The sequence below is a fragment of the Bacillus sp. FSL L8-0167 genome (assembly GCF_038630295.1).
Classification (GTDB): Bacteria; Bacillota; Bacilli; order Bacillales; family Bacillaceae; genus Bacillus; species Bacillus safensis.
On record NZ_CP152027.1, the window covers coordinates 695655 to 707906 of the forward strand.

11 protein-coding genes and 1 pseudogene are annotated in these 12252 nt (G+C 40.2%); 8 read left to right on the forward strand and 4 right to left on the reverse strand.

All coding sequences use genetic code 11. From position 1 onward, the window contains the following. Positions 1 to 5: 5 nt before the first annotated feature. Both MHB66_RS03445 and MHB66_RS03450 read right to left on the reverse strand, forming a co-directional pair. On the reverse strand, positions 6 to 1085 hold the full coding sequence (locus MHB66_RS03445; protein WP_046314067.1) for a DUF3900 domain-containing protein: 1080 nt from the start codon (positions 1083 to 1085) through the stop codon (positions 6 to 8). A gap of 200 nt (positions 1086 to 1285) precedes the next feature. After that, positions 1286 to 1435: a DUF1540 domain-containing protein gene (locus MHB66_RS03450; protein ID WP_072367870.1), complete on the reverse strand. Its 150-nt coding sequence runs from the start codon at positions 1433 to 1435 to the stop codon at positions 1286 to 1288. A 354-nt stretch (positions 1436 to 1789) separates the two neighbouring features. Between MHB66_RS03450 and rfbF the strand changes: the two genes are divergently transcribed. The 5 genes from rfbF to MHB66_RS03475 are packed head-to-tail and all read left to right on the forward strand — an operon-like array spanning position 1790 to position 6571. After that, positions 1790 to 2554 carry a glucose-1-phosphate cytidylyltransferase gene (gene rfbF / locus MHB66_RS03455; RefSeq protein WP_034282763.1) on the forward strand — a complete coding sequence of 255 codons (765 nt, stop codon included), beginning with the start codon at positions 1790 to 1792 and terminating at the stop codon, positions 2552 to 2554. 4 nt (positions 2555 to 2558) lie between these two features. After that, positions 2559 to 3530: a GDP-mannose 4,6-dehydratase gene (locus MHB66_RS03460; RefSeq protein WP_025092661.1), complete on the forward strand. Its 972-nt coding sequence runs from the start codon at positions 2559 to 2561 to the stop codon at positions 3528 to 3530. 12 nt (positions 3531 to 3542) lie between these two features. Further along, positions 3543 to 4454 carry a putative nucleotide-diphospho-sugar transferase gene (locus MHB66_RS03465; RefSeq protein WP_046314065.1) on the forward strand — a complete coding sequence of 304 codons (912 nt, stop codon included), beginning with the start codon at positions 3543 to 3545 and terminating at the stop codon, positions 4452 to 4454. Beyond that, positions 4451 to 5641: a glycosyltransferase family 2 protein gene (locus MHB66_RS03470; RefSeq protein ID WP_046314061.1), complete on the forward strand. Its 1191-nt coding sequence runs from the start codon at positions 4451 to 4453 to the stop codon at positions 5639 to 5641. The genes MHB66_RS03465 and MHB66_RS03470 overlap by 4 nt, the downstream gene beginning before the upstream one ends. Continuing rightward, complete coding sequence (locus MHB66_RS03475; protein ID WP_046314059.1) at positions 5642 to 6571, forward strand: putative nucleotide-diphospho-sugar transferase; 930 nt, start codon at positions 5642 to 5644, stop codon at positions 6569 to 6571. A 31-nt stretch (positions 6572 to 6602) separates the two neighbouring features. Here MHB66_RS03475 and MHB66_RS03480 read toward each other — a convergent pair whose 3' ends face one another. Together MHB66_RS03480 and MHB66_RS03485 are read right to left on the reverse strand one after the other, a co-directional pair. Continuing rightward, positions 6603 to 7841 (reverse strand): MFS transporter, encoded by a 1239-nt coding sequence (locus MHB66_RS03480; protein WP_024426656.1) that lies wholly within the window; start codon positions 7839 to 7841, stop codon positions 6603 to 6605. A gap of 147 nt (positions 7842 to 7988) precedes the next feature. Then, positions 7989 to 10028: a penicillin-binding transpeptidase domain-containing protein gene (locus MHB66_RS03485; protein ID WP_046314057.1), complete on the reverse strand. Its 2040-nt coding sequence runs from the start codon at positions 10026 to 10028 to the stop codon at positions 7989 to 7991. 218 nt (positions 10029 to 10246) lie between these two features. Between MHB66_RS03485 and MHB66_RS03490 the strand changes: the two are divergent. The 3 genes and pseudogenes from MHB66_RS03490 to MHB66_RS03500 all read left to right on the forward strand — a co-directional run. Then, a pseudogene (locus MHB66_RS03490) lies at positions 10247 to 10496 on the forward strand (recombinase family protein); the annotation flags it as partial. Positions 10497 to 10559: 63 nt separating this feature from the next. Beyond that, on the forward strand, positions 10560 to 11522 hold the full coding sequence (locus tag MHB66_RS03495; RefSeq protein WP_046314053.1) for a YafY family protein: 963 nt from the start codon (positions 10560 to 10562) through the stop codon (positions 11520 to 11522). Positions 11523 to 11596: 74 nt separating this feature from the next. Then, a complete protein-coding gene (locus tag MHB66_RS03500) occupies positions 11597 to 12229 on the forward strand; it encodes a type 1 glutamine amidotransferase family protein (protein WP_034282747.1) in 633 nt (210 codons plus the stop codon). Positions 12230 to 12252: the final 23 nt, after the last annotated feature.

Here is a 12252-nt window from a genome sequence, read left to right on the forward strand (position 1 = left end):
TTTTTTTATTCTAGATCTGAATCATAGGCTTTTTGCGTCAGCTGGCTGACCACCTCTTTTAACCCATTTGGTTTATGAAACTCAACAGGTGTGCTTCCCTTTTCGAAGACGATTTGATCTGCTTCAACGAGCACGACATATCGATTGTTGAGCTTTGCAATATGGATTGATTGGCCAAAGTCTGCTAGAAGACCTTTGATTTCCGTTTCGCCTAGACGCATTTTCATTGTGATATCAGGGGTTTGTTCAACAATATGGGAGGCCGCTTGTGTGATCTGTTCTGTATCGAGTGTTTCTCTAATTTCTCGCTTTTCACTCGCTTCCCATATTTCAAGATCCTCTTCAAACTGCTTTAATTCTTCACTTTCATCCTGTAATGTTTCAAAAACCTGTTCCTGTACCATATTCATGACCTGTGATTTCATGATTTCAGGCATGGATTCACCGTATTCGACGAATTTCAAAAAGTCCTCAAAATAACGAGCGTGTGAAGATTGATGAATTTTCACTTCAGCTTCCTCAGTCATGCCCTCTTCTGGCATAAACGGGTATTGAATTGATTTCATGTTTTTTGTCGTAATGGCCATTTCGACTTTTCTAATCAAGGTAGATGTATCAGCGATAGAAGCCACTTTCTGTTCGAAATCGCATTTCATAATAAAGACAAAGGAATCATCGAAATACTTTTTTGGAACAGCAGAAGCAACTAAAAAAACGCCGCCTCTGACAGCACTTGTATCTAAATATGTGCGAACAAACTGTTCACTGCATTCATTAAACAATTCTTTTGTATCTGCAAATCTCGTTTGATGAAATAGGTTGTAGTTGGGATTTGAATCGAGCTCATGACCGGGTTCTACAATAAATCGGCCAATTTTGGTCGGTACTTGTTCAGATTTAGGGTGTCTGTCCACTTTTCGTTTGACGATTTTTTTCAGCTCACCGTCTAAAAAGTCCTTCAGCTCACTTTGTTCAAATTCTTCTTGATCTAGTGTTTGATAATGTTTAAACCGTTTATTTGCTTGTTCATCTTTGCCTTCGATTTCCACGACAAAGAATGAGAGAAAACGTATCGTAAAATCCATTGATAGGTCACCACTTTTTCTTCTTCGGATATGTTGAGTATAGAAAAAGGAGTGAAAATCGTCAACGAATGGAGAAATATCGTGTCATTATTTCCCGAGAAATGTTTATTGAAAAACACTTGATAATAATTATCATTCTTGATAGAATGATAAAAGAAAAGAAGGAACCTGCCAGTTCCTTCATCTCAGAGAAAAATAGATTATTTTGTTTCAAATGTTTCGCAATCAGTTTCAGTATTACGAGTCACTTCAGTCATCGTGTTTTTACCAATTTTAATGGTAGAAGCGGTACAGCTGTTTTCAGCCCAAAAACGGCAAGAGTTCACTTCACAAAGAACGTTTTGTGCCATGGGAATTCACCTCCGTGATTCATATTGAGAATGAAGCAAGCTGCCACTTGAATTCATTCAATCTAGTAGTCTCTTTGTAGAAAGAGGCTGTTTGTGCTGATTATGCACATGTTTATCATACCATCTACCCTGAAAATATACAATTTAAACTTTGGAAGAGCGAGAATATGAATCTCGCTCTTTTTTTATTTGTAAAAATAGTTAAATGCTAGGTGGCACACTCTCTCATTTCGACATATGAATAGAGTAGATTCAAAACCTGATGTCGGACAAAGTATGAGGGTACATGTACTGATTTTCCGCATAAAGATAGGGTTTTAATCAAAAATCTTCATAGAGAGATGAGGGGAGAAGATGAAAGCAGTCATTCTCTGCGGAGGAAAGGGAACGAGAATGAGTGAGGTCACACAAGCGCTTCCTAAACCACTTGCTATGATCGGAGACCGGCCTATACTATGGCATATTATGAAAATCTATCAGTATTACGGTGTAGACGAATTTATCCTATTGCTTGGATATAAAGGAGAGAAGATCAAAGAGTACTTTCTGAACTACGACTGGCAGCATCACAGCATGCAGCTCGATATGGCGACAGGAGAAATGAAGCTTTTAGGTAAATCGGAAAACTGGAAAATCACCTTTTTAGATACAGGTGAAAATACGATGACAGGCGGACGTTTAAAGCAGGCACAGGATTACATTGGTGATGAGACCTTTATGATGACGTATGGTGATGGCCTGGCTAATATCAATATGTTTCATTTGCTGAAACGTCATCAGGATCTTGGAGCAGCTGCGACTGTCACAGGCATTGAAAAGAAGTCCCAGTACGGGACACTGAAGGTGTATAACGGGATGGCACAATCCTTCTCTGAGAAGACAGACAGTATCGGGATGATCAATGGAGGATTTTTTGTGTTGTCTTCAAAGGTATTTGATTATTTGACAGACGATGATCAATGCGTGTTTGAAGCAGAGCCTCTTCAAAACCTGGCGGATGATGGAGAGCTTGCCGTTTATGAGCATCACGGATTTTGGACAGCAATTGATACGTATAAAAACCTGAAGGAAATCAACGACATGTGGACAGATGGAAAACAACCATGGAAGGTTTGGTGACAGCATGAGCGGATTTTGGAATGGAAAGAACGTATTTGTAACTGGATGTACAGGGCTGTTAGGGAGCTATCTCGTTAAGGAATTGATTGATCAAGGGGCAAACGTGACTGGACTTGTGCGTGATCAGGTGCCTAGGTCGAATTTATATCAAGGCAGTCAATTTGAAAAAATGAATGTGGTGCAAGGCGCATTAGAGGATATGCAGACGATTGAACGTGCGTTAGGAGAATATGAAATTGACACCGTCTTCCATTTGGCTGCCCAAGCCATTGTTGGGGTCGCGAACAGACATCCTGTTTCTACATTTGAAGCGAATATCTTAGGGACATGGAATGTGCTGGAGGCTTGCAGAAGACAGCCGCTCATCAAACGAGTGATCGTGGCATCAAGTGACAAAGCATACGGTGATCAAGAGCAGCTTCCATATGATGAAGACATGCCGTTAAACGGGAAACATCCGTATGATGTCTCAAAGAGCTGTGCAGATCTCATTTCTCATACGTACTACAACACATACGGTCTTCCAGTTTGTATTACACGCTGCGGTAATTTATATGGAGGCGGGGATTTGAATTTCAACAGAATCATTCCGCAAACCATTCAGCTTGTGTTAGAAGGAAAGGCGCCGGAAATTAGAAGTGACGGGACATTTATTCGTGATTACTTCTACATTGAAGATGCAGTGAAGGCTTATTTGCTGCTAGCTGAGAAGATGGAGGAAAAAGGGCTGGCGGGAGAAGCCTTTAACTTTAGTAACGAGATTCAACTGACAGTGCTAGAGCTTGTGGATAAGATTTTAAAGGCAATGGGAAGTGAACTGAAGCCTCGTATTTTGAATCAAGGAACACATGAAATTAAGCATCAATATTTGTCAGCAGAGAAAGCGAGAAAGCTGCTTGATTGGAAGCCTGATTACTCCATTGATGAAGGCTTAGAGAAGACGATTGAATGGTACCGCGAATTCTTTCAAAAATAGAGGTGTAAATAGATGAACAGCATATATTGTACGGTTCTTTCAAGTGGAAGACTTTATCAAGCCATTGCGTTTTTCTTATCGTTGAAGCAAGTAGAAGATGATGCTGTCATCAAGACGTTATGTATGGATGATGCTGCATTTGATTTGCTTCATCAAATGAATTTTCCGCATGTGGATCTTGTTCATGTACGGGAGCTCGAAACACCAGAGCTGCTGGAGAAAAAAGAGGAACGGGATGCATCCGAATATTGCTGGACCTTAAAGCCGATTTGGATTGAGTGGTTATTTGAACAGGAGCAGGCAGAGAGCGTGACCTATCTTGATGCGGATTTGTTCTTTTATGAGAGCCCTCAGGTGATTTTTCAACATCAGCCGAATGCTTCTGTTTTAATTTCGAGAGGGGATATTGTCATTCCAAGCTTTGATGCAGAGGAAGTGAAGATGCTTCAGAAGCTTTTAGGACGCTATAACTCAGGCTTTCTGCATTTTAAAGGAGATGAAGCCGGACGAAAATGCCTCAGCTGGTGGAAAGAAGAATGCTTAAAAGAATGTAGAAATGCACCGGGAGAAGGCAAGTTTGGCGATCAAGGATATCTAGATCATATGCCGAGGCTGTTTGACAAAGTAGAAGATATTGAGACAAAAGGCGTGAATATTGGTCATTGGAACTATGGGCAGCATTCTTATCGGGAGGAGAATGGACGTATTCTTCTGGAGGATGGGCACCCGCTCATTTGCTATCATTTCAGCGGCTTTCGGATTGTGAGTAAGGATGAGATGCAGCAAATTCATGAAAAAGGACGAAATGACCTGCCGTTTTTCCAAGAAGCCTATCGGGAAGTGCTTCGCCATGTGATTGAATCTGTGGAGCAGGTCGATCCGCTGTTTAACGGCTATGCCAAACGGGAGGAGGATGACGCATGAACGAAAAGCCAAAGGTAAGCGTCATTATTCCAAGCTATAATGCCAAAGAGCGTTTAGAAGGAAGCCTTTTTTCCTTAACGCTTCAGGAAACAGATATTCCATTTGAGGTCATTGTTGCCGATAATGGCTCAACGGATGGCACGATGGAAATGCTTGAGAATATTGAGGTGAACTTCCCGTTTAAAAAAGTGCGCATTCCTGTCAATCAAGGGATTGCAAAGGGACGTAATCATGCCATTCGCGAGGCGGAGGGGGATCTGCTCATTTTTCATGACAGTGATATGCTGGCAGAACCGAGATTTATTCAAAAGCATGCAGAGGCTCATGCTGACAGGGAGAATCTTGTCATTTGCGGTGTGTGCTGGAAGCGGATTTATCGCTATTTTTACACAGCTTTTGATAAGGATCATATGAAGCGGTTGAAAAAGCAAGGACTGTATAAACGGAAAATGGAGGACAAAACGCCTCTTTTATCATTGGAAGAAGTCGAAAATGGTGCATTTCTAGAGAAAAGCTTCGATTTGCAGTCTGAGTTTATTGATATCCTGAAAGACATTTTGGAAACGTACCACTATGATTTAGGTTCTTATGAGCTGCCATGGCGCTTTTTTATTACAAATAACTCCTCTGTTAAACGTAAGCATGTCATGGCACTAGGGATGTTTGATGAAGATATCGTTCGGTATGGATTTGAGGATTATGATTTAGGAATTCGACTGAATCAGCTTGGTCTCTCCTTTGAATTGCGAGAGGATATTATGAGTGTGCATCAAGAGCATCCAAGTAATTTAACGTCATTTGATGACATCAAATACAACATTTTGTATATGTGTGAGAAGTATAACAATATTGATTCCATTGATGTCCATTTGGCTTTCTCTGGTCCGTTTTCTCACACTGTGACAAATGATATTGTGAAAGAAGTTCGGCAGCTGCGTGAGAATCCAGCATTTGATGACCTGTTATCCTATTTTTTAGAGCTGCTTCATTTGATCACAGAGCGGAATGTAGGCATCAAGCGGGATAAAAAAGATATGCTGACAGCCAAGCATGTTCCTTTGAAAAAGCTGGCAGAAGCGGCGCAGCTTGCACGTGAGGAGTATGGCTGCATGGTGCTTGTAGAAGCCATTCAAGGGCTGACGAAAGAGCTGTTGCGCGTTGATTTGTTCCAAGTGGATGTGTTGTAAATGGCGTCTTATCACTTTACAACCATTGTGTCGAATACCCATGTTTTTAAGCTTTTGGCGCTGATTCATTCGCTTGAACAAAACGCTCATGCCTTTAAGCTGTCCGTTTTATGTGCAGACCCTTTGGCTTATAAGGTATTAAAGGAGTTCCCTCACCCGCATGTTCAATATGAACAGCTTGAGGACATTGAAGATGATACGCTGCGAAAGGCAAAAGAAGATCGAACGTTTCATGAGTATTGCTGGACGTTAAAGCCTGCTTTTCTGCTCAACATTCTTGAGTCCTCAGATGCGGATTATCTTGCCCATCTGGATACGGATTTGTATTTTTATCATGATCCGGAGGCGATTTTTGCAGAGAATCCAAGCGCTCATTTATTTTTGACGGATCATATGAATTCCAAGCGGTTCTATCATTTTTATGAGTTGTCTGGCCGCTTTAATACAGGGTTTGTAGGCTGTCGTAACACAGATGTTGCCATACAGGCAGTCACGCAATGGAAAGAAAATTGTCTTGCCCATTGTACAGTAGAAATGGATACAGAAAAAAAGACGTACGGAGATCAGCGGTATGTGGAAAGATGGGTTGATGATTTTGAAGGGGTTCATATCGTTGCATCTAAAGGAGCCAATGCGGCGATTTGGAACATTGAAAACTACAAGCTTTCAGTTGTAAAAGGAGATATGTATCTCGACGAATGTCCACTCTTGTTCTATCATTTTTCTGCCTTTACGATCATTGACGAGAATACCTTTAACCTTAATTGGTATTACTATATGAAAGAACAGAAGCTTGTGGATCATTTGTATATTCCGTATGCCGACTTGGTTCATCAAAAGATTAAGCAGGTGCAAAAGGTATTTCCAGAATTTAAGCAAGGATTTATTGCGAAGAAGCATGTGCCTGACACGCATTTTTATGAGAGATGAAAAACCGCTCATTGATTGAGCGGTTTTCTTTTTATGATTCATTCCATTTAGAAATGGTTTGGTCGCTAGGAAGTAGGAAGGCTAGGATGCCTAATATCGGTAAAAAGGCAACACCGATCATGGTAGGCGTTAAGCCGAAGGCATCAATGAATGAGCCGAGGGCAACCGATCCGATTGCACCCATACCAAACGCAAGCCCAACAGTTAAACCAGACATTGTGCCAATTTTCCCGGGAAATAGTTCTTGGGCATAAACCACGGTAACAGAGAAGCTTGATGTCAAAATGAGCCCAATCAGCCCGAGTAAAACATAAGCAAAAACCGGTCCGGCAAATGGCAGCAGCAGGGCAAGCGGGAAGGATGCCAATAAGGAAACTAAAATCACGTTTTTCTTGCCAAAGCGGTCTGCAAGCGGCCCGCCTAAAAATGTCCCAATTGCACCTAGAATAAGAAATAAGAAGATATAAGTCTGTGATTCTTTAATCGTCAAACCGTATTGTTCAATCGCATAAAATGCATAGAAATTCGAAATGGCATTTCCATACCAAGAGCGGGCAAAGATGAGAAAGACGATAATGCCAAGTGCAATGAGTGCTGATTTACGATGAATATCAGATCTGACAGCTTTTGCAGGAGCTTTTTTCGCTTCGGCCCGAATGGTTTGAAGCCTTCCTGCGTACCATCTTGAAATATAAAGAAGGAAACCAACCGCCAACATTCCAACAATCGTAAACCAAGCCACGCCTGTCTGACCGAGCGGGACGAGCATTAATGCAGCGATAAGCGGAGCAAAGGCTTGACCTGTATTCCCGCCTACTTGATAGATGGACTGGGCAAGACCTCGTCTTGGACCAGCTGCCATGTTGGCAACACGGGAGCCCTCTGGATGGAAGATCGCAGAGCCGAGTCCGATAAAGACAACGCAAAGCAGAATGGTGGCAAACGACGGGGCAAACGCGAGTCCGAATATACCAACAGCACTTGAAAATAAAGCAATCGGAAGTGCATAAGGCATCGGCCGTTTATCTGTGTACCAACCAATAGCTGGCTGCATCACGGAGGAGACCATATTTAATGTAAAGGCAATCAGCCCTAATTGTGTAAAGGTCAGCCCCATTGAGCGTTCCAAAATAGGGAACATCGCAGGAATAACAGCTTGTAATGTGTCGTTCAGCATATGACAAATACCAATAATCAATAAGATGGGATAAACCGTTGAGCCGGTAACAGAATGTTGGGGTTTATCCTTTGTACGAGCAGCAATGGCCAATGAGACTTCCTCCCTTCATTTATCTGTTTTCTGTTTTTTGCATTCTTCTCATTTTATTCATAAGGTGAACTATAAAACAATAGCAAATTGTCATGATTTAGAAAAAAAGAGACACAAGCATTTGATTGAGCTTGTGTCTCTAAAGAGTTATTTGTAAAAAGAAGCAATCACAGGCTTCATTTTTTGAACGACGAGTCCACTGCCGCCGCGGTTTTTCACCCCTTCGATCATGCCGACGAGGACATAATCTTCTTTTTTAGGATTAAACGCAAGTAAAAATCCATTTTCGGTGCCGTCTGTTGCACCTTGTTTGCTTTTTAACTCTGCCGTTCCCGTTTTAGCGGCAATATCCGCTCCTTCGATTTGTAAGGAGTGGGCTGTTCCGTTTGGACTGGTCACGACCTTAGTCAATGCATCTTTCACTGTGTTTGCCGAGCCTTCTTTGATGATTTGTTTTGGTGAAGCTGTTTTTTCATCTTGAATCACTCGAGGATAGACAAGCTTGCCTCCTGTAGCAAATGGAGAATAGGCATGTACTTGTTCAATCGGTGACATGAGTAATTCGCCTTGCCCATACGCCGAGTCAGCCAGTAAGATATCCGATTGAATGCCATCGTTCGATACTTGTGCAGGTTTCATTGTAAATGGCATGTGTAAATCTTCGCCAAATCCAAATGTTTTCACTTTTTTCTCGTAGGTGTCTTTGCCTATTTCGAGTGCTTCCTGTCCAAAATAAATATTGTCTGAGTACACAAGGGCATCGACCATATTTACTTTTTCTTTATCGTGAACCCGGGTGATGCGATAATTTCCCCAAGATTGATCCTTTTGCCATTTCAGTCCGTGAATGGTGCGCACTTTGTCAGGCTTTGTGACACCTGTTTCCAGCCCAATGGCGGCTGTAATGGTTTTGAATGTGGACCCTGGTGCATACCGGCTCGCATATCGAGCTTGGAATGGAAGGTCTGGATTTTCACTGTATGCCTGATATTGCTTAGGTGTAATCCCGTTTGTCATGAGATTGACATCGTAGGAAGGGGTGCTGACAAGTGCTAATAGATCACCTGATGATGGATTCATGATCGTGACGGCCCCTTTTTCACCTTTCAGCTGATCATAGGCTTTTTTCTGTAAAGAAGCATCAATCGTCAGCTTCACTGTTTTTCCATCTTTTCGAGCTGATTTTTGCAATGTTTCTTCAATGCCTGTTTCATCATGGACGATGAGAATGCTTCCGCCATCTTGTCCGCGTAAGTTTTTGTCAAATGTGAATTCAAGGCCGGTTTTGCCGATGATTTGATCCGCCTTTAATGCTGGATTTCTTTTGATATCATCCGCATTTGCTTTTCCTACATATCCGGTGAGATGAGCGGCGGCTTTGTTATATGGGTAGTAGCGCATTTCCTTTGATTGATAGGTAACGCCATTGACGTCCTTTGGAATTGGCTTTTGTTTTAACATCGATTTGAGCGGGACAAACGTGTCGTCTGTGACCCATGCTTGTTTCAGCTGATTGTTGATTAGTTCTTCCTCTATATCAAAAGCTTGGCTGATTTTTTTGATATTGCGTTCTTTTTCTTCTCCTGTTCCGAGCTTGCCCGGGATGATGCCAAGTGCGTTTCCACCAGTTGTTTCAGCCAGCGTACGTCCTTTGCGGTCGACAATGTTTCCGCGGACAGCAGGGTCTGATTTGACCTTGATGGTATCTCCTTTTTCCATTTGCGGGAAGATGAGATTTGGTTTCCAGTCCACTTTCCACTTGTCATCTTCTTCGGAGAGAATGCCCTTGTAAGACAGCTTATGCAGCTTGCCAAGAAACGTTTTCATCGTTACATCATAGGAAAATTGATACCCATTTCCTTTGTCCTGTTTTTCAACGTTGAGCTTTGATATGTTCAGATCATAAGCTCCAATGCCGTTGAAAATATTGTCGTATTTTTCGGCTAGTTGTTTTTTTGAAAAGTCATTGGCTTTCAAAGATGCACTTGTCACCTCATCTGCCAGCTTCGTAAAGTCTTTCTTCTCCATATGTTTCGTAAAGCTTTGAGCGGCTTTTAAAGCCTCTTTTTCTTTTGAGAAAAGAGTATCTTTTAAGAAAAAGAAAGCAGCAGCAACTACGATGATGCTAAGAAGAGGGATGATGACTTTTTTCTGTTTCCAAAATGATTTCTTTTGACCCGTATACAATGAAAACACCTCAATTTTTGATTAGATCCTCTATATTTTACAGTGATTGGTCGTGATTTGTATAGTTTCTCATAGAAACCTAGCTAAATAGATAAGAAAAACGACCTGTGATTTATCGTTTAGGATACCCAATTTTATTAATAATATCTAAGTCCTCTATTGAAGAAAAAGGTGAAATCATTTATGGTACAGACCTAGCCCTGTATTACTCACAGTAAAAGACAAATTTAAAATTCTTAAAAGATACGTAGCTAGATATCAGAAGATAATCCTTACAGCCAATTCTTAATTTACATTTATGGCGGGTGTAAGCCAATTAGAACGTGATATTATCCAATGCTTAAGGTCTGCTTGAGATACCATGATGCAGTAAAGCTTTATAAAGAGGAAAATAAAATTGTAAATCAAATGTGTGAAATGACAAATCTGTGTAAAGCTTCAATTAGAAAGATATCGGAAAGAAATTGATGAGTTATACCAAAAATCACAAGTATATCATCGGAAATAAAACTCATATAAAGGTGGAATTATATGCCTAAAGTAGACAATTTGTTATCCATTTTATGGATGCTTCGTTCGGATAAAAAAATAACTGCAAAACAAATTTCAGAAAAGTTAGAGATGAATATAAGAACTGTGTATCGTTATATTGATACACTTTCAACGAGTGGTGTACCTATTATTTCAGAACCAGGACATAACGGTGGATATAGTTTATTGAACAATTTTATAGAGGCCCCTCTATTTTTTGATTTTGAGGAGATGACTTCACTATTTCACGCTGCTGTTTTTGCAGAAGAAGCCGGATATTATGGAGATGAAGCGCTAAAAAGGGCCATTTCAAAACTTAGTAAACACTCAAATCAAGAGCAAGAAACAAAGGTAAACCAACATATAACTAGTCTTGAAGTAATAAGTCGAACCCCTTCAATCTCTTTGGAACCTTCTTTAAAGAAGTTGGAAAAGGCCATAGCAGACGCATACACGGTGAAAATTCTTTACAATAAAAGTGGAGAAAAGCAATTACATCATAGGTGTGTCGATCCATACAGAATAATCTATTGGAATAATAAGTGGTATGTGATTGGATTTTGTCATCTTAGGAATGATATGCGTAGTTTTAGAGTAGATCGAATTGAAAGTCTAATGCTGACAGTAAATCATTTTGACCAGAAAGAAAATTTTTCAGCACGTGACTTTTTTATAAACAGTCTCCTACCAACTTTAGAAGATAAGGAAGAGATTATTTCTTTGGTGATTCATGGGGATAAAAATGTATTGGCTGATATTTGCCAACATTGGTTTTTAGGACATTATTTACAAGAACGGACTTCAGATCAAGCAGTTTTTCTTCTTCCAAAAGATATGATACATACATATGTACCTTATTTACTTTTACCTTATAATAAATCTATTAAAGTTGTTGAGCCAATTAGTCTTAAGAAAAGAGTTATTGAAGTTTTGTCGGATTTAATAAAATTTTACCAAGTATGATAACTTCCCTGACGTTAACTGTCAGGGAAGTTATTTTATAATAGCTATATCAATTGTGAATGGAAGGTGATTGGATGCAAACAAAAAAAGTTTATCTATATGTATTTGATACGATGTCTGACTGGGAATATGGATATTTAATCGCTGAACTAAACTCAGGTAGATATTTCAAAAAAGATTTAGCACCTTTAAGAGTAATTACAGTAGGAGTTAATAAAGAAATAAAGACTACTATGGGAGGTTTGAGCATAAAACCAGATATTTCCCTTGAAGAATGTAATCTTGAGAGCAAAGATCTTTTGATTTTACCAGGAGGGACGACTTGGGGTGAAAAAATTCACCAACCTATCTTGGGAAGAATTGGTCAAGCTTTAGAGCTTGGCACAATTGTTGCTGCAATTTGTGGTGCAACTGACGGGCTCGCGAATATGGGATACTTAAATACTAGAAGGCATACAAGTAATAACTTAGAATATACTAAAATGGTTTGTCCTAACTATAAAGGAGAGAAGTTCTATGAGTTGGCACCTGCGGTATCTGATGCGAATTTAGTTACTGCATCAGGAATAGCTCCTTTAGAATTTGCAATGGAAGTGCTGAAAAAAATAGAAGTATTTGCACCAGATGCTTTACATTCTTGGTATAACCTAAATAAGACACATCAATCTGAATATTTCTTCCGATTGATGAATTCAATAAATAAATGAGGTAACGGAAAAAGCTCAATTTC